The organism is Streptomyces sp. NPDC088354 (assembly GCF_044753585.1).
Lineage (GTDB): Bacteria > Actinomycetota > Actinomycetes > Streptomycetales > Streptomycetaceae > Actinacidiphila.
The window spans coordinates 297,074-318,683 of record NZ_JBIVNJ010000006.1 but is presented as its reverse complement, the minus strand read 5'-3'; the positions used below and the strand labels follow the sequence as shown (position 1 = coordinate 318,683).

The following is a 21,610-nucleotide window of genomic DNA, read 5'->3' as shown; positions in this document are numbered from 1 at the left end:
GAGCGTAGAGAACTCCATGATCACGCAGGCCCGTGCCCGTGCCGCATCCAGACCATCTCCCAGACGCACAGCGGCCACCTATTGCCGGTCGGTCTAAGCTGCGCGTCATGCACACGACCCTGACCGAGCACGCCCGGTGCCTGTACGGAGACGAGTACCGGCCCACGCGCGATTGCGTGCTCAACCACCAGGAGCAGCACTTCGTCGAGGAACTGACCTTCGCCGACGCCGACTCGATCGTCGCGATGCTGCGCGACCTCAGCCCGCACGTGGTCGACGGACTGCTTCCGGTGTGGATCCGCAACCTCGCCTACCGGCTCGCCCTGCTCCAGCGTCCCGACGACCCGGCGCTGTTGCGCGAGGCGGCCGACAGCCTCTACCTCCACGGGCCCGAGTGGGACGACATCGCCGCCGACCTGCGGCGCCGGGCCGAGGCACTGGACCAGCAGCCGGCGGGGCCGCCGAGCCACTGACGGCACGTCGGCAGGGGCCGCCGGGGGCGCCGGGGGCGCCGGCTACCGCGCTCCTCGGAACGGCGCCAGGTGCACGCACATCGATACGGGGAAGGCGGGTTCCTCGCGCCGCACGTCCTGGCATCCGCCGTGCGTCCCGTGGACGATCGGCACCCAGCCGGCGGGCTCCGCCCGGAAGAACCAGCGGTCGCCCAGCCGGGAGGAGCACTCGGGGGCCTCTCCGTCGCCGCAGACGGGTCCGGTGCGCCAGGAGAAGTCCAGCACGAGCCACTTCCCGTTGCAGACCTCCGCTTCGCGGTAGGTGTGCTCGGGGGCGTCGACTGCCATCAGCGCCTGCTCGTAGGAGGCGGCGGTGCAGCCCGTGGCGGGCGGACGGCAGCCCAGTGGCCCGCACAGCCGCAGCGCGGGCGGGTGGGCGCCGTCGGCGGTGAAGACCGTGGAGTTGTCGACGATCAGGTCCCGGGCGCCCAGTGGCTCGGGCAGCCGGACCCGGGCGGTGGCCGTCGTCACGCCCGTGCACCCCGAACGCCGGTCGCCGGAGGGCGAGGAGTAGGTGATCTGCACCCACGTGTGCTGCGGCACGGTGTCGGTGACCACGGCCCTGAGCCCGCGGACGCACGGGTGCGGGCCGTGCGGCACCTGGGCGTCGAGGGCGAGCGTGCGGTGGTCGTCGCCCAGCCGGGCACCGGTGACCGAGATCGGGGCCGCAGTGGTCCACGGGATCGGCCCGCCGGCCGTCGACGGGTCGGTCACGCCCCCGTCCCGGCCGGCCACCCGGGTCCCGCACGCACCGAGGAACAGCACCACGACGACACCGAGCACGGCGGCCATGACCGCTCCACGCTTCCCACCTGATCGCAAGCCGTCCAGTCCCCCGCGTCGCACCGGCATCGTCCGGGGCCACCATAGCGCCGCGTCCGAACCGCCCCGTGCTCACCCGTCCGGCGCAGCGGCCGCCCGGCGATCGGGCGAAGCGGCACCCGGGCCCGGTTGCCGGACGGGCCGGCATGGAACGTGGCTCAGGCACGCCCTCCCGCCGGGCCCCGGCCGGCCGACCGCCCAGGAGCAGCGCCATGACCAGGATCGCCGTCATTCTCGGCAGCACGCGGCCCGGCCGCAACGGGGCGGCCGTGGCGGAGTGGGTGTACGACAACGCCGCAGGGCGGGACGACGCGGAGTACGAGCTGGTGGACGTCGACGACTACGGGCTGCCGCTGCTGGACGAGCAGGCGCCGCCGTCGATGGGCCACTACACCCGGCCGCACACGCTCGCGTGGGCGGAGAAGATCGCGTCGTTCGACGGGTTCGTCTTCGTGACCGCCGAGTACAACCACTCGATCCCCGGCGCGCTGAAGAACGCCATCGACTTCCTGTACGCGGAGTGGAACAACAAGGCGGCGGGATTCGTGAGTTACGGCAGTGCCGGCGGGACGCGCGCGGTGGAGCACCTGCGGGTGGTGATGGCCGAGGTGCAGGTGGCCACGGTGCGCGCGCAGGTGGCGCTGTCGCTGTTCCGCGACTTCGTCGACATGAGCCGGTTCGAGCCGGGCCCGCGCCGTGCCGGGGAGCTGGGCGTCGTCCTGGACCAGGTCGTCGCCTGGAGCGACGCGCTGGCGCCGCTGCGCCGGACCCCCACCGGCTGACCGGTCCCCGTCGCGCGGCGGCGGGTCCGGGTTCAGCCGGAGCAGGCGGTGCGCTGGGCCTCCTGCCACTCGCAGCGCGGGCAGAGCGGGGTGCCCGGGATCCGCGCCTTGTACTCGGTCGGCTCCCGGCACAGGGTGCACTCCGCGACGGGCTCCCCGGGGGCCGCCGTCCAGTCCACGGAGACCGGCACCGGGATGTCGCAGTACGGTTCGCTGCTCATGGATCGCCTTTCGCAGGTGTGGCCTGAGGACCGGAGAGGGACCCCGTCGCTCAGACGGTACCCAGAGCCTCGCGCAGGACGGTGACCGCCTGGGCGATGGCGGCCTGGGCGGCGCGGGTTCCGCGCAGGGCGTCGAGCATCACGAAGTCGTGGATGATGCCCTGGTAGCGGACGGCGGTGACGGGGACGCCGGCCTCGCGGAGCTTGGCGGCGTAGGCCTCGCCCTCGTCGCGCAGGACGTCGGCCTCGCCGGTGACGACAAGGGCCGGGGGCAGACCGGCGAGCTGCTCGACCGTGGCACGCAGCGGGGAGGCGGTGATCTCGGCGCGCTGGGCGGGGTCGGTGGTGTACTGGTCCCAGAACCACCGCATGCCGTCACGGCGCAGGAAGTAGCCCTCGGCGAACTGACGGTAGGAACCGGTGTCGAAGTTCGCGTCGGTGACCGGGTAGAACAGCACCTGCTGCACCAGGGGCACGTCGCCGCGCTCCTTGGCCATCAGGGTCAGCGCGGCGGTCATGTTGCCGCCGACGGAGTCGCCGGCAACCGCGATACGGGCGGCGTCGAGGTTCTTGGCGGCGCCCTCGGCGACGATCCAGCGGGCGACGGCGTAGTTCTGCTCGATCGCCACCGGGTAGCGCGCCTCGGGCGACAGGTCGTACTCGGGGAAGACCACGGCGGCGCTGGCTCCGGTGGCCAGTTCACGGACCAGTCGGTCATGGGTGTGCGCGTTGCCGAAGACCCAGCCGGCGCCGTGGATGTAGAGGACCACGGGCAGGACGCCGGTGGCGCCGGCGGGGCGGACGATCCGTGCGCGGACGCTGCCGGTCGGGCCGCCCTCGACGGTGATCCACTCCTCGTCCACGTCCGGCTTGGCGATGTCGCCGGACTGGACCTCGTCGACGGCCTTGCGGCCCTCGGCCGGGGCCAGGTCGAACAGGAACGGCGGCTTCGCGGTCGCCGCCGCGAACTCCGCCGCGGCGGGCTCCAGGACAGGGGCGGTGGGCACGTATTCGGACATGGCCGACTCCTTCGAGAGCGGTCACCGGACCCTTGCGGCCGGCTGACGGAAGGAAACCTATCCCACGATTACATCGTGCACAAGCTAATCGCTGGCGTTGAAATCGCGCCCCCGGTGGGATAGGGTCCACGGAACACGCGCGAACGAGAGAAGGGGCGCGCCATGGACCGAGCCGGCGCTTCCGCGGCCGACCGCACGCAGGACTTCTCGATGCTGCTGGACGACCAGCTCTGCTTCGCCCTGTACGCCGCGTCCCGTGCCGTCACCAACCGCTACCGGCCCCTGCTGGACGAACTGGGCCTCACCTACCCGCAGTACCTGGCCCTCCTGGTGCTCTGGGAGCGCGGTCCGACCCCCGTCGGCGACATCGCCACGGCGCTGCACCTCGACTACGGCACGCTCACTCCCCTGGTCAAGCGACTGGAGGCGGCGGGGCTCGTCCGCCGCGAACGCCGGCCCGACGACGAACGCACCGTGCAGGTGAGCCTCACCGAGGCGGGCGTCGCACTGCGCGAGCGGGCCACGACCGTCCCCTCCCCCATCGGGAACGCCATGGGCCTCACGCCGACCGAGTCCGACGACACGAAACGGGTCCTGCGGCGGCTCACCGCCAACGTCTCCGCGTGACAACGGGCCCTACTCCAGGACCCCTTCGTGGAGCTGGGCGAACAGCTCGGTGTTGCGGCTGTAGTCGACCGGGACGTCGATGACCGTGACGCCCGGCTGGACACGGGCCTCGCGCGACAGCGACTCTCCGAGCACCTTGGTGAACTGCTCGTCGGTGTGGACCCGGTAGCCGTGCGCGCCGAAAGCGGCGGCGTAGTGGGAGATGTCGTAGTCGCCGAGGCGTACACCGGAGGTCCGGCCGTATTTCAGCTCCTCCTGGAAACCCACCATGTCGTAGCTGTTGTCGCGCAGGATGACATGGGTGAAGTGCAGGCCGAGCCGCGTGGCGGTCTCCAGTTCCTGGGCGCTGAACAGGAAGCCGCCGTCACCCGAGACGGACACGACCTGCTTGCCGGGACGCACCATGCAGGTCGCCATCGCCCACGGAAGGGCCACGCCGAGCGTCTGCTGACCGTTGGAGAACAGCAGGTGCCGCGGTTCGTAGGCGCGGAAGTGACGGGCCATGTAGATGTAGTGGGAGCCGACGTCGCAGGTGATGGTGGCGTCGTCGTCCACCATGTCGCGGAGCGTGAGCAGCACCGACACCGGATTCAGGCCGCTCCCGTTGTGGCCGGCCATGCGTGCCGACTCGTCGATGCCGGCCGAAGTCCGCCGCAGCTCGGCCAGTTCGCCGAGCACCTCTTCGCCGAGCCGTAGTCCGGGCAGCTGCCCTGCCAGCTCCCGGAGGGTGGCCGCCACGTCGCCGCGCAGTTCCACGGCGGGGAGGTAGTGGTTGTCCACGTTCGCGGGGAGGCAGTCGATGTGCACCAGGGTGCGCGACGGATCGGTGTTCCACAGTTTGGGGTCGTACTCCACGGCGTCGAAGCCGACGGTCACCAGCACGTCGGCATGGGCGATCCCGATGTCGCCGGGCTGGTTGCGGAAGAGCCCCACGCGCCCGAGGTAGTGGTCCTCCAGTTCCCGCGAGACCACGCCGGCCGCCTGGAACGTCTCCACCACCGGCAGGTCGGTGTCGGCGATCAGCTCGCGCAGCGCCGCGCACGCCTCGGGTCCCGCCCCGCGCAGCCCGACGAGGAGGACGGGGCGCTCGGCGTCGCGGATCAGGCGTGCCGCCCGCTCGACGGCGGAGGCCGGCGCGGAACCCTGGGCCGGTACCGGCACCGCCTCGGTGATGCGGGCGGCGGTGGGCGTGGCGAGCACGTCGGCCGGCAGCACCACGGCCGCGGCCCCGCGGGGCTCGGTCACGGCGGCGCGCAGGGCGTTGGCGACGGCCTCCGCCGTGTTGTCCGCGTCGTCCACCTCGCCGGTGTACTTGGTGAAGGGCTTCAGGGCGGCGGTGGCGTCCATGGACTGGTGGCTGCGCTTGAGCCGGTCGGCGCGGGGCACCGCGCCGCACAAGGCGACCAGCGGGTCCTGTTCGGTGGTGGCGGTGAGCAGTCCGGTGGCGCTGTTGGACGTGCCCGGGCCGGAGGTCACCACGATCGCCCCCGGCACCCCGGTCAGCCGGCCGACCGCCGCGGCCATGAAGGCCGCGTTCTGCTCGTGGCGGCACACCACCAGTTGGGGACCGCCGTCGACCAGCGCGTCGTAGATCGCGTCGATCTTGGCGCCGGGAACGCCGAAGACATGGCTGACGCCGTACGCCGAGAGCACCTCGACCGCGCGCTGGGCGGCGCGTACTTCCGATGCGGTCATGGGAGACCCCTTTCGCCGTGGGCTCGGTGGGAGAACGTGGAGGCGGCTGCCGCGGCAGTGCGCGGACCGCCGGCGGTCAGCCGCCCTCGGCCTGCCGGATCTGGTCGGACAGTCCGGAGGGGCTCAGGTCGGACGAGAGGAACTGCGGCGTCGTCGGCAGGCTGAGGTGCAGCTCCGAGCGCTCGGCGAGGGCGATCGTCCCCTGGTCGAGCCGGAAGTCCAGGCAGTGGCCGCCGCGGGTGCGGCCGTCGTCGAGGAAGTGCAGGTGGTAGCCGGCGACCGAGATGCCCTGCTCGTAGGCGGGGGTGCGATAACCCGCGAGGGTCCCGCGCAGGCCGGTGAAGGTGGTCTCCGCCTGTCCTTCGGCGGCCTCGGTGAGCGAGGGGTACGGCGGTTCCTGCCGGCGCACGGTACGGGTGCGGACCTCACCGAAGAGGCCGGTGATCCGGATCGCGTAGATCAGGTTGGGGCTGCGGGCGGTGCGGTCCACGAGCGCGGTGACCTCGGCGCGGGGCAGGGGCGAGGCCACGTCCTCGGTGATGTCGGCCCCGAACCAGGTCAGGGCCGCGAACGGCGAGAGTTCGCCGCCTCCGGCGACCTCCACGGATCCGCCCGCGCGCAGGTGGTAGCAGACCCCGTCGAGGACGAGCATCTCGCCGTCGAGGTGGTTGAAGGTGCCCAGGCCGAAGTCGCCGTGCCGGAGCAGTTCCGCGACCGGAACGTCACCGTCGTAGACGCCGTCGATCAGCGCCCCCATCGTGGAGCTCTGGTAGACCTCCCGCGCGCGTGCGGGGTCGTGCCCGGCGCCGGCGCCCCCGTGCCGATGGGCCAGAACCGTCCGGACGAACCTGCGGAACCGGTCCTGTGCGTTCTCCTCGGCGGCCATCGCTCGTCCTCCATCGCGCCTGGCGGGCCCTGTAAACATGCTCTCGCCGTGGTCGGGGCTCGCAACCGGAGTGATCCCCCGGGGCCGGGCCCGGCGAGTGCGGGCGCAACGGCGGCGCGGGCGGACCGCGGGACGTAACGATGCCGCGGGCCGGAGGCGGATTCCGGCCGGGCCGGCCGGTATCTCGACGACCCCGGCGGCGGCCGGGCCCGTCCGGTGTTCCTCCGACTTCCTCCGCCCCCCGGACCGGCCTGCCCGCAGGGCCTCGATCCGGGCATGGCGGGACAACCGGGAACACCACTCCCGCGTACCCCGGACGGGCCGCTGACCTGGCAGGTTGCGGTGACCATGTGAAGATCTGCAAGTGCCCCAACCGTGTGGCTATTTGGTGATCCACTGCTGCTAGGGTGATCGGGTTTCCAGAAGGCTGATGGCGCGTCATGCGCGCGGGGGACAGTCTCCAGGGCCCCATCGCGGAGGAGCGGCTCTTGGCTCGGCTCGACGGCACACACCCTGTCGCGGTGTTCGCCCTTGGCCCGACGCCGCGGCCCCGATCGTCGCTTCCGTCGTGATGCGACTTGAAGAGAGCCTCATGACATCGATTTGGGATGATCCACTCCTGTGGATCGCGACAGTTGTATTGTGCGCCGCCGTCTTGATCATCCTGCGCGCCCGCAGGACCAACATGATCCTGCGCGGCAACAACGCCCGGCTGCAGGGTGAGCGCAACGCCCTGCAGCAGGAGCGGGACCACATCCGCGCGGCCCATGCCGAACTGCGGGAACAGCACTCCGCCGAGGTGGCGGAAGTGCGCAAGGACGCGGAGGAGGACACCAAGACCGTTCTGAAGTCGGCGATGCGCACACTGCAGGTGCTCGCCGACGAGCAGCAGGTCGTCATCGACCGGGTGCAGAAGAAGTACGGCGACGACCCCCAGATCCTCGCCGACCTGATGGCGATCGACCACGCCAACAGCCAGTTCGGCCGCCGTGCCCAGGGTATCGCCGTGCTCTGCGGCGGCTGGCTCGGCCGCCGCGAGGCCATCGCCTCGGTGTACGACGTGGCGCGCAGCGCGCAGGGCCGCATCCGGCGGTTCGACCGCGTGCAGATCCACGCGCAGGTGCACTTCACGGTCGCCAGCCGGGCCGTCGAACCGGTGGCCGTCGTGCTCGCCGAGTTGCTGGCCAATGCCACCAACTACAGCGCGCCCGACACCCCGGTCGAGATCAACATCCGCGCCGTCCCCAAGGGCGTCTGCGTGATCGTCGACGACGCCGGCCTCGGCATGAGCCAGGAGGAGAAGGACCGCGCCGCGCTCCTGCTGTCTCCGTCCGCTCCGGTGGGGATCACCACGCTGGGCAACCCCCCGAAGTTCGGCTTCGCCGTCGCGGGCATGCTCGCGGCCCGCTACGGGTTCGAGGTCTCCGTCGACTCCGTCTCCCCGTACGGCGGCGTGCGGGCGGTAATCCTTCTGCCGGAGGACCTCCTGAGCAACGAAGTCCCTGCACCGCAGCCCGAGGCCGTCCACACCCACGACGCCGCCGAGCCGGCGCCCCCCAAGCGCCTGGCACCCGTGAGCGCTCCCGTCCCCATGCCCGCCACCGGCACCACGGCGGGCGGCCTGCCCAAGCGCCGCCGCCAGCGGGTGACGGTGCTGCCGCAGCCCGCCGCCCCGGCGGCGTCCGGATCCGGCGGCACCCCCGCGCCGGAACCGGAGCCGGCCAGCGGTACCAGGGCCTCGCGCATCGGGGCGTTCCAACGCGGCACCCTGTCCGGTCGGGACATGACGAACACGGAAGGACTCCAGGACCAATGAACCCCGATCTGTCGTGGGTGCTGAACGACGTACTCCAGGTGCGCGGCGCCCGGCACGCGATCCTTGTCTCGGCCGACGGTCTGCTGCTGGAGAAGTCCAGCGAGATCGGCCGTGACGACGCGGAGACCAACGCGGCGGCGATGAGTTCGATGCAGTCGCTGTCCCGGGCCGTCGCCCCGTTCGCCGGCGGCGGTGCGAGTCCGTGGCGGCAGACGCTGCTGGAGTACGAGCACGGCTGGATCTTCCTGATCGCCGCGGGCGACGGCGCGTACCTCGCCGCGTCGGCGGCCCCGGACGTGGACATGGAGGCCATGAGTTTCCGTATGCAGCAACAGGTCGGCGCACTGGGCAAGGCGATGACGACGCCGCCCCGCCAGAACGCCGGTGCCGAAGCATGACGTCGTCCGGCAAGGAAGAACCGGTCGCGAGCGACTTCGTCCGCTCCTACGTCATCACCGGCGGCCGTCAACTCCCGGCCGCGGACCAGCTGTCCCTGCTCACCCTGGTCACCATCGCCCCCGACCGGGAGCTGCCCCTCGGGGCCGGGCCCGAGGTGCGTGCCATCTGGGAGCTGTGCTCCGGGGGTTATCTGTCGGTGGCCGAGGTGGCCGCTCATCTGGAGCTCCCGGTGGGCGTCGCACGGCTGCTGCTGACCGATTTAACCGAGCATGGGCATCTGCTGCGCCGTGAAGCCCCGCCCCCCGCCCAGGCCGTCGACAAGAGAATCCTCGAAGAGGTGTTGCATGGACTCCAAAGGCGCTTTGCCTGACAGCGCATATGTGTCGGAGGGGGTGACCACCGCCGCGAAGATCCTCGTGGTGGGTCACTTCGCCGTGGGCAAGACGACGTTGATCGGCACGCTCTCGGAGATCACCCCGCTGCGCACCGAAGAGAAGATGACGCAGGCGTCGCTGCACGTGGACGACCTGGCGGGCGCGCCGGACAAGCGGACCACCACGGTCGCGCTGGACTTCGGCCGCCTGACGCTCAGCGAGGAGCTGGTGCTCTACCTCTTCGGCACCCCCGGTCAGCAGCGCTTCATGCAGCTGTGGGAGGACATGTCCCGGGGCGCGCTCGGGGCACTGCTGCTGGTCGACCCCGCCCGGCTCGCCGAGTCGTTCCCCGTCATCGACCTCGTCGAGAAGTACGGCCTGGAGTACGCCATCGCCGTCAACAACTTCGACACCGAGCACCGCTACCAGGAGGACGAGATCCGGGAGGCGCTCGACCTCTTCCCGCACACCCCCGTCGTGTACTGCGACGCCCGTGACGAGGCCTCCTCGGCACAGGCGTTGATCTCCCTCGTCCAGCACCTGCTCACCCACGCCGCCTGACCGCCGGACCCCTTCACCGCCTACCAGGGCGGGAAGGCTCCGGCCCCCTCAAGGAACCCCCATGGAATCTCAGCACGCCACCCCCGTCCCCGGCGCCCCTTCCAGATGCCCGATGCACGGCCACGACTTCGCGGCCGACCCCGGGCGGATCTACGACCAGTTGCGCGACTTCGGGCCCGCCGCGCCGGTCGAGCTGTCCCCCGGTGTCGACGCCACCTTGGTGACCGAGCACGACACCGCGCGCCGCGTCCTGCAGAACCCCACGCTCTTCGCCCGCGACTCCCGCCGCTGGGCCGCGCTCAACGAGGGCCGCATCGCGCTGGACAACCCGGTCCTGCCGATGATGGCCTACCGGCCCAACTGCCTGTTCACCGACGGCACGGTGCACCTGCGGCTGCGCAAGGCGGTCACCGAGAGCCTCGACCGGCTCAACGTCAGCCGGCTGGCCCGTGACGTGGAGCAGATAGCCGACTACCTGATCAGCCAGTTCAGCGAGCGCGGCCGTGCCGACCTGCTGAACGACTACGCCAAGCTGCTGCCGCTGCTGCTGTTCAACAAGCTCTTCGGCTGCCCCGCCGACATCGGTGACCGGCTGACCACCTCGATGGCCGCCATCTTCGACGGCGAGGACGCCCTGCGGGCCAACGAGGAGCTCACCGCCTGCCTGATGGAGCTGATCGCCCTCAAGCGGCGCACGGCGGGCGAGGACATCACGTCCTGGCTGATCGCGCACCCCGCGGGCCTCAACGACGAGGAACTGAAGGACCAGCTCGTCATGCTCATGGGCGCCGGTGTGGAGCCCGAGCGCAACCTCATCGGCAACACGCTGCTCCTGCTGCTGTCCGAGGACTCCTCGGGCCGCCGGTCGGGCATGCTGATCGAGGAGGCCATGGACGACGTGCTGTGGAACAACCCTCCGATCGCCAACTACGCCACGCACTTCCCGCTCCAGGACGTGGACCTCGACGGTGTGGAGGTGGCGGCCGGCACCCCGCTGGTCATCAGCTTCGCGGCCGCCAACAGCGACCCGGCGCTGACCGCCGAGCGCGAGACGCTGAGCAAGGGCGCCCATCTCGCCTGGGGTGCCGGACCGCACGCCTGCCCGGCGAAGTCGCCCGCCCAGCTGATCGCCCTGACGGCGGTGGAGAAGATCCTCAACACCCTCCACGACCTGACGCTCGCCGAGGACCCGGAGAAGCTGCAGTGGCGCCCGGGCCCGTTCCACCGGGCCCTGGTGGCGCTGCCGGTGAGCTTCAGCCCCCTTCCGGCCACCCGGTTCGCCGAGCCGCTGCCCCGGGCCCAGGTGCCCGCGGCGGCCGGTCCCGCGGTGACGGAGGCTCAGCCGGCCTCGCCGGCCCGGCCGCAGGCGAAGAAGGGGTTCTGGTCCACCTTCCTGGACCTCTTCCGCGTCTGACGAGAGGCATGTGACAGGAGCAACACCCCAGGACCGCATGACCGCAGGTGGGGGAGGGGTAGGTTCCGCCGGTCCGGACGCCCAGCCTGAGGAGCTCCGCGTGACCGCAGTCGGTGACATGAGCGAAACAGTCATTGACCGTCGAGCCGTCATATCCGTCCTTCGGCGCCTTCGCACCCCCGAGGGGCAGGCCGATCCCTTCCCCCTCTACGAGGAACTGCGCACCATGGGTGATGTCGTACCCGCCCCCTGGGGCGGGTACTTCATCACCGGATTCGACACCTGCGACCAGGTCCTGCGCGGCAGGAACTGGATCGTCCCCGACTTCGCCTGGCAGGAACGGCAGCGGGACACCGAGCGCTGGCACGCCCCGGCCACGCAGGAGATGAGCCGGACCCTGTCCCGGCTGAACGCGCCGGCCCACACCTGCCAGCGCCGCAGCCTGGGCAACCCCTTCGACCGCGCCACCGTGGCCGGCATGCAGCCGGAGATCGAAGAGCACGTCGCCCGGCTCCTCGACGCGCTCGAGGACGAGCTGCGCACCGCCGGCACCGCCGACTTCGTCGGCACCGTCAGCGAGCAGCTGCCGATCGTCACGGTCGGCCGCTGGCTGGGCATCCCCGCCACGGATTACGCGCACATCCTCGATTTCACCCACCGTCAGGTCCACGCGCAGGAACTGCTGCCCACCAAGTCGGAGTTGGCGATCTCGGAGGAGGCCACGGCCGACATGCGGGCGTTCTTCACCGACCTGGTGAGCAGCCGGCGCGCGCGGCCCGGCAACGATGTCCTGTCCGGCTGGATTCGCCACTGGGACGGGCAACTGCCCGGCGACCGCGAGACGGCCGACCGGATGATCTACCAGTTGGTCATGTTCCTCACCATCGCCTCCCTGGAGACCACGGCGACCCTGCTCTCGGTCGCCGTATGGCTGCTGCTCGACGAGCCGGCGCGCTGGCAGTGGCTGCGCCACCACCCCGAGCACGTCGACGACGCCGTGGAGGAGGCCCTGCGCTACGACCCGCCCATCCACCTCAACAGCCGTGTCGCCGCCGACGACACGGTCCTGGCCGGTGTCCCGATCGCCAAGGACACCATGGTGCACGTGATGTACGGGGCGGCGAACCACGATCCGCGGCGCAACGCCGATCCCCACACCTACGACATCCTCCGCAAGGGCACGCATCTCACCTTCGGCGGCGGCGCCCACTACTGCCTGGGCGCGGCACTGGCCCGGCTCGAGGCCCGTACGTTGCTGACCGCACTGCTGAAACGATTCCCCACACTTCGCCTCGCCTCCGCGCCCTCGTACGCGCCCCGCATGGTCTTCCGCCGCGTGACCTCGATGAAAGTGACGGCATGAACGCCCCGCAGTCCCTCCCGCACGCCACCGGCCCCACCTCCAGCACCTTCAGGACCCTCAGGACCGGCCGGCGGGGACCGGTCCTGGACATCGAGCTGCACGACCCCGATCAGGGCAACGCCGTCACCGAGGCCATGCTGGACGAGCTGCTCGCGATCCTCGGCACCCCGGAGCCGGGGGTGCGCGTCATCGTGCTGTCCGGCGCCGGCGACGACTTCTGCCTGGGCGGCGACCGGACCGAGTACGCCGACTCCCTCGCCCACGACCCCACCGGCGGTGGCATCCGCGCGTCGGCCACGAAGGGCCGCCTCGTGTGCGAGGCACTGAGCGGCAACACCGCGGTCACCATCGCCAAGGTCCACGGCAAGGCCATCGGCGCGGGGCTCGGCCTGGCCCTCGCCTGCGACCTGCGCGTGGGCTCCGACACCGCCTCCTTCCGCCTGCCCGAACTCGCCCTCGGCCTCCCCACCGCCTGGGGCGGCCTCCTCCCCCGGCTCCTCAACGAGATCGGCGCCGCGCGCGTGCGCGAACTCGTCCTCACCGGAAGGTCCTTCGACGCCCACGAGGCGCTGTCCCTGTCCGTCCTGCAGAAAGTCGTCCCCGAGGCGCAGCTCGACGACGCCATCGCCGCCTGGGCGCGGCCGGTCGTCCGGCGCCCCGAGGGCGCCCTGCGCGTGACCAAGACCCTGTTGAACTCCTACACGGCCTCCACCCGCCTCGCCGACACCTCGGCCCTGGACGCGGAGCTCATGGCCGCGGTCGTGGCGGGCACGCACTACGCGCACCACCACGGCACGGTCCACCACATGTGACATCCTCCCCGCCCTGAACGACGCTGATTCCTGGCTCACGTGGGCCGGGCACCGGCGGTACGCCGGCGCTCGCACGATCGGCACCAGCCGGTTCGGGACCGGCCCGGAGCAGTGTCACGCGGGCGGAGTTCGCGTCCCCGGGGGACACTGCTCCGCACGCGGTGCGGGTGCGGGTACGTTCCGGAAGAGGAAGTACGCGCCTGGGTCTCGCTCCGCACGCCGCGCAGTCCATGGTGGTCTGCGCGGGACCGCGAAGGTGTCCGAGCAGATCGACCGTCAGAGGCGGGACACCAGCCGCGAGTGGGCCAAGCGCGTGCCGTCCGACCACGATGCGCCTGCGGGTCGAGGACTTCCGGCCGACGTGCCGGGCGAAGTCCGCCATGGCCCGCAGGGCGGCGGACGCCGTGATCGGTGCGACGAGGACGGCCCTGACCGACAGGGGCCGCATGCACGGGCGGGACATCCGCCTGGAGCGGCCCGGCGGGCCCTGACATCCTGCTGGATGGCGGAATCCGCGCCACACGCAACGGAGTTCCGCCCGAGCCGCGCCCGACCACCCCGCCGACCCCGGAGGACCCGCCCATGCCCGCGGTCACGCCCGAGCCCCGCCAGACCACCGCGCTCATCGTCAACCGGCGCGGCCAGTACCTGCTGCACCTGCGGGACGCCGACAAGCCGATCAGCGACCCGGGCACCTGGTCGCTCCCCGGCGGCGCCCGGGAGGGCGAGGAGACGCCGGAGGAGGCCATCGCGAGGGAACTGCTGGAGGAGGCGGGGCTCACGATCGGCCTCACCCGGTTCGGGGTCGTCGAGCACCCCGGCCCGGACGGCCTCCCCCGGCCGCACATCCAGATCTTCCTCGGTCAGTGGGACGGCGACCCCTCCCGGCTGGAGGTGGGCGAGGGCATCATGTTCGCGTTCTTCGACGTCGCGACGACGGCCCATCTGACCATGGCGCCGTGGGCGGCCCGGGTGATCGCCCGCCACCAGGCCGCCGGCGGCGCCGTGCCGACGTCCGGCGGGGGCCCGGGCCGTCAGATCGTTCCCAACGTCGTCGGCGCCCATCTGTACCTTGAACGCGACGGTCAGGTCCTGCTCGGCCTGCGTCACCCGGACTCGCGGTTCGCACCGCTGCAGCACCACTTCCTGGCCGGCCACTGCGAGCAGGAGTCGGCCGTCGCCTGCCTCGTGCGCGAAGCCCGCGAGGAGGCGGGCCTGGTCATCGACCCCGACGACGTGGAGTTCGCGCACGCCGTCCACATGCTCCACATGCCCGGCACCCGGCCCCGTCTGCAGCTGGTCTTCCGCGCCCGGCAGTGGAAGGGCGAGCCGCAACTCCTGGAGCCCGACAAGTGCGTCAGCTGGGACTGGTGGCCCGCCGACCGCCTCCCGGACAGCACCGTCCCCTACACCCGCGCCGCCATCGACGGTATCCTGCACGGCCGTCCGTACACCGAGATGGGCTGGGCCTGACGCACTCGCTCAGAAGCGCACGTAGACGTTCTTCGGCTGGGTGTACGCCTCCAGCTCCTCGATGCCCTCCTCCCGTCCCACGCCGGAGTTCTTCACGCCGCCGAAGGCGGTGCCGGGTATGTGAGCGGAGCTGGAGTTGACCCAGACGTACCCCGTGCGCAGGTCGCGGGCGGCCGCCAGGGCGGTGCGGAGGGACGTCGTCCAGACGCTGGCGGTGAGGCCGTAGGGCAGGGCGTTGGCCTCGGACACGGCCTCCTCGTAGGTGTCGAAGGGGGCCGCCACGAGGACCGGCCCGAAGATCTCGTCCGTGAAGAGGGGACCGCCCGCGCCGCTGGGCGCGGAGAAGAGGGTGGGGCGGACGTAGTAGCCCGGGCGCTCGGGGAAGGTGCCGCCCGCGACGAGGTCGAGGGCGGGGTCGGCGAGCCCCGCGCGGATGTAGGAGGAGACCTTGCTGTAGTGCCCCGCCGAGACCAGGGGGCCGATGTCGGTGCCGCTCTCGGAGGGGTCGCCGATCCGCAGGGCGTCCATGCGCCGGCCCACCTCCCCGACCACCCGCTCGTACAGCGACTGGTGCACGAGCAGGCGGGAGGTCGAGCCGCAGCTCTGGCCCTGCCACGTGAAGTTCATCCCGGCCATCACGCCGTCGATCGCGGCGGGCACGTCCGCGTCGTGGAAGACGATGATCGGGTTCTTCCCGCCGAGTTCGAGGGTGACCGTCTTCACGGCGGCGCTCGCCGCACGCGCCTGGACGCGCCGGCCCGTGACCGACGAGCCGGTGAAGGCGATGCGCGGGACGTCGGGGTGGGTCACGAGCCGTTCGCCCGCCACGGAACCGAGGCCCGCGACGATGTTGAGCACCCCGGGCGGCACGATGCGGGCGGCGATCTCGCCCAGCCGCAGGGCCGACAGGGAGGTCACCTCGGCCGGCTTGAGGACGACGGTGTTGCCGGCCAGCAGCGGCGCGGCGATGCGGGCCGCCGCGAACATCAGCGGGTGGTTCCACGGGACGATCCGCCCGACCACGCCGAACGGGTCGCGCAGCGTGTAGTCGAGCGCGTCGTGGGCGGCCAGCGGGATGGTCTCGCCACGCAGCTGGAGCGCCAGGCCGGCGAAGTAGCGCAGCTGGGCCACCGCCACCCGGAAGTCGTTGCGCATGACCCCGATGGGGCTGCCGTTGTCGATCGTGTCGATCCAGGCCAGTTCCTCGCCGTGCGCCTCCACCGCCTCGGCCAGCCTGGTCAGCACGGCCGCCCGGTCGGCGATCGACGTCGCGGCCCACGACGGCGCCGCGTCGCGGGCCGCGCCGACCGCCGCGTCCACATCCGCGCAGCCGCCGAGGGGCATGCGGGCCGCCACCGTCTCGTCCGCCGGGTTGACCACGTCGAGCGTGCCCCCCGCGACCGCGTCGGTCAGTTCCCCGCCGATCAGCATGTGCCAGGGACGGTCCACGATCTCGCGCGTGCGGGGCCGCGCGGCGAGGGTGCCCTGCGGATGAGCCAGCCACGAAGTATGCATACATCCCATGTTTGCACCATTAGTGGATATATGCCTCAATTGTTTTGATTTAGTCCAGGTAAACACTCCGCCCCACCCGGCCCCGGGTACCGGGCGACCGGGATCACCCCAGGTGGGACGGGGTCCGCGGCGGAAGCCCGGGATGCGGGGCGCCGCGCCCGCTCAGCCGCCGTAGAAATTGCGCTGCCAGCGGTGCCGGGCCAGCACGTCGAGGTGTCCCGGCGCCAGGGCACGGCCGTCGCTCACGGCGGCGTTCCGCTCGACATTGCGCACGGAGCGCATGCCGGGGATCACCGTGGAGACCGCCGGGGAGCTCAGGACGAAGCGCAGCGCCGTCTCGGCGAGCTCCTCTCGGCCGATGCCGAGGTCCGCGACGATGGCGTCGACGTGCCGCTCGACCTGGGCGGGGCGGTCGCCGCGGAAGTAGCGGTTGCGGAAGTCGCCCTCCGGGAAGGTGGTCCCGGCGGTGACGCGGCCGGTCAGCCCGCCCTCGTCGAGCGCCACCCGGACGATGACGCCGACGCCGTGCTCCTGGCAGGCCGGGAGGAGGGCGTCCGCCGGGGCCTGGTCGAAGATGTTGTAGATGACCTGCACGGTGTCGACCACCCCGCTGCGCACGAGGGCGAGCGCGTTGTCGGGCTCGTGGTCGTTGACGGAGACGCCGAACAGGCGGATCTTCCCCTCCCGCTTCAGATCGGCGATCGTCTCCAGCCAGTCGCCGCGGCCCACCCACTCGTCGCTCCACACGTGGAACTGGAGCACGTCGAAGTGGTCGAGCCCGCTCGCCCGCAGGCTGGTCTCCAGGCTCTCGCGGATGTGCGCCCCGGGGAACGCCTCCGCGGGGTCCACGCCGTCGGGAGCGGGCCACAGGCGGTTCTTCGGCGGCACCTTCGTCGCCACCAGGATGCCGTCGCCCGCGCCGGCCCGCCGGCGGACGAAACGCCCCACGATGCGCTCGCTCTCGCCGTAGCCGCGGGCGGTGTCGATGAAGTTCACCCCGAGGTCGACGGCCCGGTCCAGCGCCCGCACCGACTCGTCCTCGGTGGCGCCCACCCACGCCGACTCCCCGATGCCCCAGGCTCCGTAGCCGATCTCGGACACCTGAAGCCCGCTGCGTCCCAGGTCCCTCGTGCGCACAGTCGTCCTCCCGCGGATGCCGCCTCGGCGGCGCGATCGATCCCCGTCGGCACGACCATAGGCGATCACTCGCGAGGGCGCGGGACCGTCCCCGGCGGCCGGGCGAGCGGCGGAAATGCCGGAACGCCGGCATAGGCTTGATCGTCCTGACAAGATGAACCGGCGGTGGCTTCCCGCCAAGTGTCGTAAGAACGACACGCGTTCACGCTTCCGTCGCACGGAGAAGGATCATGCTCGAATCGATCGGCCTGAGCCGGCAGGACGAGGCGGTCTACGAGATCCTGATCCGCCGGACCCAGGCCACCGTCGCCGACCTCGCCCACGACGGCCATCTCGCCGCCGCGGCGGCCCGGCGCTCGCTGCAGACACTGGCGGCACTCGGCCTCGCGATCCGCTCCCCCGGGCGTCCCGTCACCTACGTCGCGGTCTCCCCGGACACCGGCCTGGAGGCGGTGCTGCGGGACCGGGAACGCGCGCTGAACGACGTGCGCGGACAGGTCGCGGGCCTGATGGACGTCTACCGCGCCGCCACCCGCTTCGTGAACCCGGACGACCTCGTGGAGGTGGTCTCCGGCCGCGACGACGTCAACCGCCGCTGGGCGCACATGCAGCAGAGCACCCGTACCCAGGTCCGCGGCTTCGACCGGCCCCCGTACGCCGCCGTCGAGGCGCACACCGAGCCCAACCCGGACGAGCTCGAACTACTGGGCCGGGGGGTGGCCTACCGCGTCATCTACGACAGCAGCGTCCTGGCGCTGCCCGGCTGGCTCGACGACGTCACCGTCGGCATACGTCACGGCGAACAGGCGCGCATCGCCCCCGGCCTGCCCATGAAACTGGCCGTGTCGGACGAGCGGCTGGCCATCATCCCGCTGCTGCGCCCCGGCGACAGCGTCGTGACCGCCTGCTACATCATCCACCCCTCCCCCCTGCTGGACGCCCTGATCGCCCTCTTCGAGGCGATGTGGGAGCGCAGCGTCCATGTCCGGGCGCACGAGGCGGTCACGGCGGAGGACGGCCGGGAGGAGCTGTCCTCGCAGGAGGCGCGGCTGCTGACGCTGCTCGCGGCGGGCGCGACGGACAAGGCCGCCGGGCGGGCGATGGGGTGGAGCGAACGGACCGTGCAGCGGCACGTCACCAAGCTCATGCAGCGCTTCGGCGCGCAGACCCGCTTCCAGATCGCCATGGAGGCCACCCGGCGCGGCTGGATCTGACGCACCGTCAGGCCGTTGCGCCGGTGACCCGACCCATCTGGTGTCACGTGCCCCCAGATGGGTGTAGCCTCGTGGACATTGCGGTGCACCACCGCACAGATCGCACAAACCGCCGCCGGTGAGGGCACACCCGCCCCCGATGCGGCCTCCAAGGCGCAGCGCCCCCCTGCCGCTCAGCGGGTCGCTCGCACGCCGGACGCGCCGTCGCGGCGCGCCGGACCACCATCGCGCACACACCCCGGGCCGGTGCCGCGGCACGTCGGCGGCCACGGCCACGGGACCCAACAGGGGGCGGCCCTGCCGGCCGCCGCCGGAGGAAGTGCCCGCTATGACCTCCCTTGCCATGAATGCACATGGGAACCGGCTGTTCGTCGGGGGCCGGTGGGCCGCGCCCTCGGGCCACCGGACCATCACCGTCACCTCGGCCAGCACCGGCGACCACCTGGGTGCCGTGCCGGAGGCCGGCACCACCGACGTCGACCACGCCGTCCGCGCGGCCCGCGCCGCGTTCGACGCCCCGGGCGGCTGGCCCTCCTGGGAGCCGGAACGCCGCGCGGCCACCATGCTCCGGCTCGCGCAGGAGCTCGACGAGCGGAGTGATGCGACGGCGAGCAGCGTCAGCGCGCAGAACGGCATGCCGATCTCGATCGCCCGCGCGTACGAGGGGTCCGTGCCTGCCGCCCTCCTGCGCTACTACGCCGCTCTGGTCACCTCGGCGCCCGGAGTCGAGTTCCGGTCCGGTCTGCCCCGGGGCACCACCGAGGTCCGCCGGGAGCCGGTGGGCGTGGTCGCCGCCGTCATGGCCTGGAACTTCCCGCAGACCGTGGGATTCTTCAAGATCGCGCCGGCGCTGGCCGCCGGGTGCACGCTGGTCGTCAAACCGGCTCCGGAGACCGTTTTGGACTCGGTGCTGCTGGCCGAGGCGGTCGCGGCGGCGGGTCTGCCCGACGGCGTGGTCAACATCGTCCCCGGCGGGCGCGACATCGGCGCCTACCTGGTCGCGCACCCGGGAGTCGACAAGGTCTCCTTCACCGGGTCCACCGCGTCGGGACGCCGGGTCGCCGCCGCGTGCGCGGCGCTGCTGCGGCCGGTGACCCTGGAACTCGGCGGCAAGTCCGCGGCCGTCGTCCTGGACGACGCCGACCTCATGGCGGACCCCGGCGAGCTCTTCGCCACCAGCCTGCTCAACAACGGTCAGACCTGCTTCGCCAGCACCCGGATCCTCGCACCCCGCAGCCGCTACGACGAGGTCGTGGAGGTCTACACCGCCGTGGCGCGCGGTGCGCGGGTGGGCGACGCCCTCGACCCCGACACCCAGATCGGCCCGCTGGTCAGTTCACGGCAGCGGGACCGCGTGGAGGGCTACATCGGCAAGGGCCGGGCCGACGGCGCCCGGATCACCACGGGCGGGGGCCGGCCGGCCGGTCTCGACCGCGGCTGGTTCGTCGAGCCGACCGTCTTCGCCGACGTCGACAACTCCTCGGTGATCGCGCAGGAGGAGATCTTCGGACCGGTCCTCACCGTCACCCGCTACGAGGACGAGGACGACGCCGTCCGCCTCGCCAACGACTCCGTGTACGGCCTCGCGGGCAGTGTCTGGACCACCGACCCGGAGCGCGGGGCGCGCGTGGCCCGCCGGATCCGCACGGGCACGATCGGCCTCAACGGGTACCAGCCCGACATCGCCTCGCCCTACGGCGGCGTGAAGGGCAGCGGGCTCGGCCGCGAACTGGGCCCCGAAGGCCTGCGGGCGTACCAGTGGTCCCAGTCGATCTACCGCCCCTGACCAGTCCTGACGCCGACGGCCGGCGACTACGATCGGGCACGGGCGGTCCGCCGGACCCCCGTGAGCCGGGTGCCGCCCCGCCCGGTTCGAACGGATGGCGCGCGGGCACCGTGTCCCGCTGTGCAAGCCGTACGACCAGGAGGCCCCGCCCATGACCACCCCACCCACGCCGTCCGGCGCCGCCGCCGGCCCCGTCCTGCCCCTCGACGAGGACCCGGCCGCCGTGCTGGAGGCCGCTACCTGGGCCATGGCCGCGATGGTCGGCACGCTGCACGACGCGCTCACCGCGCCGCTCGCCGAGGTACTGGCCGCCGACCCCCGGCGGACCGAGGTCCTGGAGGAGGCCGGTCTGGTGCGCCGGGAGGGGACCGCGTTCGTCCCGCACCCGTCGCTGGTCCCGCCGGACGGCCCGACGGCTCGCAGCGCCGTGGAGGCGCGCCTCAGCTCGATGCGGCAGGCCCTGACCGCGGCGACGGGTGAGGGTTCCGGCGGCTGGGCGGCGCTGGACGACCGGGTCCTGCTCCACCAGGGCCGGGCGTCGGCCGCGGTCGGCCGGGCGCTCGGCAGCCGGATCGTGCCCCAACTGCCGGGCCTGGGCGACCGCCTGGCCGGCGACGGCGGCCACATCCTCGACGTCGGCACGGGGGTGGCCGCGCTGGCCCTCGCGCTGGCCGAGGCGTTCCCCCGCGCCCGGGTCACCGGCATCGACGTACTGGAACGCGCGCTGGACCTGGCACGCGGTGAACTGGCGGAGGCGCGGCCGGGGACCGCGGACCGGGTGACCCTGCTCCGCCGCGACGTCGCCGACACCTCCGAACGGGCCGCGTACGACCTGGTGTGGCTGCCCGCCCCCTTCCTGTCGGAGGCGGTCCTGGAGACCGCCCTGCCCCGGCTGGCCGACGCGCTCGTGCCCGGCGGCTGGCTCGTGGCGGGGGCCGGCTCGCCGTCCCCCGACGGGCTGCGCCGGGCGGTAGGCCGCTGGAACGCCGCGCGCAACGGCGGTTCCGCCTACGACGCCGACCGGATGGCGGAGGTACTGGCCGCCCGCGGGCTGCAGGACGTGCGGCGGTTCCCGACCGTGCCCGGCGGGCCCGTGCTCGTGGCCGGCCGCCGCCCGCGGCCGAGCTGACGTCGACGTGACCGGCACGGCGCCCGGGAGCGGGGCCGCCGACGGCGAGGCGC

General features: G+C 72.4%; 21 protein-coding genes and 1 pseudogene. 14 read left to right on the top strand and 8 right to left on the bottom strand.

The window, feature by feature from the left end:
- The first annotated feature begins 107 nt into the window (after window positions 1–107).
- A complete protein-coding gene (locus tag ACIP98_RS13240; RefSeq protein ID WP_319659435.1) occupies window positions 108–473 on the top strand; it encodes a hypothetical protein in 366 nt (121 codons plus the stop codon).
- A 42-nt stretch (window positions 474–515) separates the two neighbouring features.
- Here the strand turns inward: ACIP98_RS13240 and ACIP98_RS13235 are convergent, their stop codons facing one another.
- Window positions 516–1,304, bottom strand: coding sequence for a hypothetical protein (locus ACIP98_RS13235; protein WP_401975617.1), 789 nt, complete (start codon window positions 1,302–1,304; stop codon window positions 516–518).
- A 242-nt stretch (window positions 1,305–1,546) separates the two neighbouring features.
- On the opposite strand from ACIP98_RS13235, the gene ACIP98_RS13230 reads away from it, so the two are divergent.
- Complete coding sequence (locus ACIP98_RS13230; RefSeq protein ID WP_319659437.1) at window positions 1,547–2,116, top strand: NAD(P)H-dependent oxidoreductase; 570 nt, start codon at window positions 1,547–1,549, stop codon at window positions 2,114–2,116.
- 32 nt (window positions 2,117–2,148) lie between these two features.
- Here ACIP98_RS13230 and ACIP98_RS13225 read toward each other — a convergent pair whose 3' ends face one another.
- Both ACIP98_RS13225 and ACIP98_RS13220 read right to left on the bottom strand, forming a co-directional pair.
- On the bottom strand, window positions 2,149–2,337 hold the full coding sequence (locus ACIP98_RS13225) for a hypothetical protein (RefSeq protein WP_401975614.1): 189 nt from the start codon (window positions 2,335–2,337) through the stop codon (window positions 2,149–2,151).
- A gap of 50 nt (window positions 2,338–2,387) precedes the next feature.
- Complete coding sequence (locus tag ACIP98_RS13220) at window positions 2,388–3,356, bottom strand: alpha/beta hydrolase (RefSeq protein WP_401975611.1); 969 nt, start codon at window positions 3,354–3,356, stop codon at window positions 2,388–2,390.
- A 162-nt stretch (window positions 3,357–3,518) separates the two neighbouring features.
- Here ACIP98_RS13220 and ACIP98_RS13215 point away from each other — a divergent pair, with 162 nt between their 5' ends.
- Entirely contained in the window at window positions 3,519–3,983 is a 465-nt protein-coding gene (locus ACIP98_RS13215) for a MarR family winged helix-turn-helix transcriptional regulator (RefSeq protein WP_401975609.1), read from the top strand.
- Window positions 3,984–3,992: 9 nt separating this feature from the next.
- On the opposite strand, the gene alsS is transcribed toward ACIP98_RS13215, so the two are convergent.
- Both alsS and budA read right to left on the bottom strand, forming a co-directional pair.
- The gene (alsS, locus tag ACIP98_RS13210) at window positions 3,993–5,678 is read right to left on the bottom strand and encodes an acetolactate synthase AlsS (protein WP_319659441.1); all 1,686 of its coding nucleotides are present in this window, start codon (window positions 5,676–5,678) and stop codon (window positions 3,993–3,995) included.
- A 76-nt stretch (window positions 5,679–5,754) separates the two neighbouring features.
- On the bottom strand, window positions 5,755–6,564 hold the full coding sequence (gene budA, locus ACIP98_RS13205) for an acetolactate decarboxylase (RefSeq protein ID WP_401975606.1): 810 nt from the start codon (window positions 6,562–6,564) through the stop codon (window positions 5,755–5,757).
- Window positions 6,565–7,156: 592 nt separating this feature from the next.
- Here budA and ACIP98_RS13200 point away from each other — a divergent pair.
- From ACIP98_RS13200 to ACIP98_RS13170, 7 genes are all read left to right on the top strand, one after another.
- Window positions 7,157–8,380: an ATP-binding protein gene (locus tag ACIP98_RS13200; protein WP_401975603.1), complete on the top strand. Its 1,224-nt coding sequence runs from the start codon at window positions 7,157–7,159 to the stop codon at window positions 8,378–8,380.
- Complete coding sequence (locus ACIP98_RS13195) at window positions 8,377–8,778, top strand: roadblock/LC7 domain-containing protein (RefSeq protein WP_384293148.1); 402 nt, start codon at window positions 8,377–8,379, stop codon at window positions 8,776–8,778. Before ACIP98_RS13200 ends, ACIP98_RS13195 begins: the two co-directional genes overlap by 4 nt.
- Window positions 8,775–9,149 (top strand): DUF742 domain-containing protein, encoded by a 375-nt coding sequence (locus ACIP98_RS13190; RefSeq protein ID WP_319659445.1) that lies wholly within the window; start codon window positions 8,775–8,777, stop codon window positions 9,147–9,149. The genes ACIP98_RS13195 and ACIP98_RS13190 overlap by 4 nt, the downstream gene beginning before the upstream one ends.
- Window positions 9,124–9,714, top strand: coding sequence for an ATP/GTP-binding protein (locus tag ACIP98_RS13185; RefSeq protein WP_319659446.1), 591 nt, complete (start codon window positions 9,124–9,126; stop codon window positions 9,712–9,714). Before ACIP98_RS13190 ends, ACIP98_RS13185 begins: the two co-directional genes overlap by 26 nt.
- A 61-nt stretch (window positions 9,715–9,775) precedes the next feature.
- A complete protein-coding gene (locus tag ACIP98_RS13180; protein WP_319659447.1) occupies window positions 9,776–11,128 on the top strand; it encodes a cytochrome P450 in 1,353 nt (450 codons plus the stop codon).
- A 100-nt stretch (window positions 11,129–11,228) separates the two neighbouring features.
- Window positions 11,229–12,491 carry a cytochrome P450 gene (locus ACIP98_RS13175; protein WP_401975601.1) on the top strand — a complete coding sequence of 421 codons (1,263 nt, stop codon included), beginning with the start codon at window positions 11,229–11,231 and terminating at the stop codon, window positions 12,489–12,491.
- Window positions 12,488–13,303, top strand: coding sequence for an enoyl-CoA hydratase/isomerase family protein (locus ACIP98_RS13170; RefSeq protein WP_401975598.1), 816 nt, complete (start codon window positions 12,488–12,490; stop codon window positions 13,301–13,303). The genes ACIP98_RS13175 and ACIP98_RS13170 overlap by 4 nt, the downstream gene beginning before the upstream one ends.
- Here ACIP98_RS13170 and ACIP98_RS13165 read toward each other — a convergent pair.
- A pseudogene (locus ACIP98_RS13165) lies at window positions 13,239–13,550 on the bottom strand (hypothetical protein); the annotation flags it as partial. The gene ACIP98_RS13170 and the pseudogene ACIP98_RS13165 overlap by 65 nt on opposite strands.
- A 335-nt stretch (window positions 13,551–13,885) precedes the next feature.
- On the opposite strand from ACIP98_RS13165, the gene ACIP98_RS13160 reads away from it, so the two are divergent.
- Window positions 13,886–14,776 (top strand): NUDIX domain-containing protein, encoded by an 891-nt coding sequence (locus tag ACIP98_RS13160; RefSeq protein WP_319659451.1) that lies wholly within the window; start codon window positions 13,886–13,888, stop codon window positions 14,774–14,776.
- A gap of 9 nt (window positions 14,777–14,785) precedes the next feature.
- Here the strand turns inward: ACIP98_RS13160 and ACIP98_RS13155 are convergent, their stop codons facing one another.
- Together ACIP98_RS13155 and ACIP98_RS13150 are read right to left on the bottom strand one after the other, a co-directional pair.
- Entirely contained in the window at window positions 14,786–16,291 is a 1,506-nt protein-coding gene (locus tag ACIP98_RS13155; RefSeq protein ID WP_319659452.1) for an aldehyde dehydrogenase family protein, read from the bottom strand.
- 162 nt (window positions 16,292–16,453) lie between these two features.
- The gene (locus ACIP98_RS13150; RefSeq protein ID WP_401975595.1) at window positions 16,454–17,428 is read right to left on the bottom strand and encodes an aldo/keto reductase; all 975 of its coding nucleotides are present in this window, start codon (window positions 17,426–17,428) and stop codon (window positions 16,454–16,456) included.
- Between the two features lie 230 nt (window positions 17,429–17,658).
- Here ACIP98_RS13150 and ACIP98_RS13145 point away from each other — a divergent pair, with 230 nt between their 5' ends.
- The 3 genes from ACIP98_RS13145 to ACIP98_RS13135 all read left to right on the top strand — a co-directional run bounded on the left by ACIP98_RS13145 (window position 17,659) and on the right by ACIP98_RS13135 (window position 21,557).
- Window positions 17,659–18,642, top strand: coding sequence for a helix-turn-helix domain-containing protein (locus tag ACIP98_RS13145; RefSeq protein ID WP_319659454.1), 984 nt, complete (start codon window positions 17,659–17,661; stop codon window positions 18,640–18,642).
- Window positions 18,643–18,985: 343 nt separating this feature from the next.
- Window positions 18,986–20,428 (top strand): aldehyde dehydrogenase, encoded by a 1,443-nt coding sequence (locus tag ACIP98_RS13140; RefSeq protein ID WP_401975593.1) that lies wholly within the window; start codon window positions 18,986–18,988, stop codon window positions 20,426–20,428.
- A 151-nt stretch (window positions 20,429–20,579) separates the two neighbouring features.
- Window positions 20,580–21,557, top strand: a complete 978-nt coding sequence (locus ACIP98_RS13135; protein ID WP_401975590.1) for an SAM-dependent methyltransferase — start codon at window positions 20,580–20,582, stop codon at window positions 21,555–21,557.
- The last annotated feature ends 53 nt before the right edge of the window (window positions 21,558–21,610 follow it).